Origin of the sequence: Erythrobacter sp. CCH5-A1, assembly GCF_001557115.1 — a bacterium.
Taxonomy (GTDB): Bacteria; Pseudomonadota; Alphaproteobacteria; order Sphingomonadales; family Sphingomonadaceae; genus Erythrobacter.
This window is the reverse complement of sequence record NZ_LSKQ01000319.1, coordinates 1-1,038: the sequence shown is the minus strand read 5'-3', so window position 1 is coordinate 1,038 and position 1,038 is coordinate 1. Positions and strand designations below refer to the sequence as shown.

Genomic DNA, 1,038 nt, shown 5'->3' with positions numbered 1-1,038 from the left:
CGAGCTGACGCCGGTCTGGGTTCCCGACGAGGGGCATGAAGCGATGCGCGACCTCGTTCGCGCGCGATCGGCTGCAGTGCAAGCGCAGCGTGTTCATCGCCAGCAGGTCAGCGCCTTCATGCTGAAGCATGGCCGGATCTATCCGCGGAAGAAGAGCTGGTCGATGCGGTATCTACGTTGGCTTCAGGAACAGCGCTTTGAGCATCCTGCCCATCAGATCGCATTGCAGGAACTCGTCGATGCAGTCCGGATATCGAAGGAAAGGATCGACCGCATTGAAGCTGCGATCGTTGAGTTCCTGCCAAGCTGGTCACTGGCACCCGTCGTCCGGGCTCTTCAGGCACTACGCGGTGTCGATCTGATCGTCGCAGTAACCTTCGCCACCGAGGTCGGGGACGTACGACGCTTCGACAATCCCGGGCAGCTGATGGGTTATCTCGGCCTGGTGCCAAGCGAACGGTCCACCGGCGACACGATCCGGCGCGGCGGCATTACCAAGGCTGGCAACAGCCGCGTTCGACATATGCTGGTCGAGAGTGCGTGGACCTATCGTCACCCGCCCCGGGTGGGTGCAAAGAAGCTATATCTCCTCGAACAGACCACACCGAAGGTCCGCGAGATCGCCTGGAAGGCGCAGAGCCGTCTGACCGGGCGGTATCGCACGCTCAGCGCGAACGGCAAGAAGACGACCGTGGTATGCACGGCGGTCGCACGCGAGCTGGCTGGCTTCATGTGGGCAGTTGCGCGGGAGGTGCAAACAGCCTGAGGCTGCCCAAAAGCCCCGCGCACAGGCGGGGGTGGGGCCACGGCAGGGGAACATCCGTCATGCGCTTTGTGGCCGGCATCGCCGACGCCCGTTGTAAGATCGGATCAGCCCCGGACGCAAAATCGGTAATGCGGTAGCCAACCCGCGTATCAGAGCTTGATCACCGACGTCTCTCAGGCCCCACCTCCACCTGTGCGCGGATGCATTGGCACCGTTCTCCGCCGAACGGCTGATGCCGCGCACCCTGAGCGTTGACAGCGGACATCAGAGCG

The 1,038-nt window shown here is 63.1% G+C and carries 1 protein-coding gene; it reads left to right on the top strand.

Annotated elements, in window-relative coordinates:
• Window positions 1–766: IS110 family transposase (locus AX708_RS19235; protein ID WP_156454607.1), on the top strand; the 766-nt coding region annotated here is incomplete at its 5' end.
• Window positions 767–1,038: the final 272 nt, after the last annotated feature.